The 562-nt window shown below is 24.7% G+C and carries 1 protein-coding gene; it reads right to left on the bottom strand.

Annotation, left to right across the window (positions count from 1 at the left end; genetic code table 11):
• On the bottom strand, positions 1-489 hold a 489-nt coding region (locus tag DNK84_RS14025; RefSeq protein ID WP_162902531.1), incomplete at its 3' end, for a hypothetical protein.
• Positions 490-562 lie beyond the last annotated feature (73 nt).

Below are 562 nucleotides of genomic sequence, written 5' to 3' on the forward strand. Positions count from 1 at the left end.
CACAATTGAACTAATATAAAAATCATTATTTGATACTGTTACAGGTGTTTGTTGAATACTTTTTGTGACTGATTTAGTTAATAAATCAATCTTATTATTTAACTTAGATAGAGCATCTGAAAACTCTTTAGTATAGTTTTTTTGCTCATTAGCTAAACTTTGATTATTTTGATTAATACTAGAGATTAAATCCTTTAAATTATCCTTAGTAATTAAATTACCCTTTTGAGCATTTAACTTATCTATTAAAAGCTCATTTTGCTGTGTTTGTTGATTAACTATATGTGAGAAACCACTTAGTAATTCTTTGCTGTTATCCTTTGGTTGATGCATAACAACTTTAGGAGTTTCTTTTTTTGTTAAGTATGTGTTTAAAGCATATACTCCAGAGATAGCTATAACTGCAATCAATGTAATTACAAAACCAACTATAAGTATAGGCTTGAATTTAGATTTATTAATTAATGATTTCTTAATTATTTCACTCATATTTAATTACCTAAGTTTAAATATATTGCTAAAACCTTACTCTTAATTTTGAAATTAATTTGACGAGTAATTG

Source organism: Facilibium subflavum (genome assembly GCF_003574485.1).
Lineage (GTDB): Bacteria > Pseudomonadota > Gammaproteobacteria > Francisellales > Francisellaceae > Facilibium > Facilibium subflavum.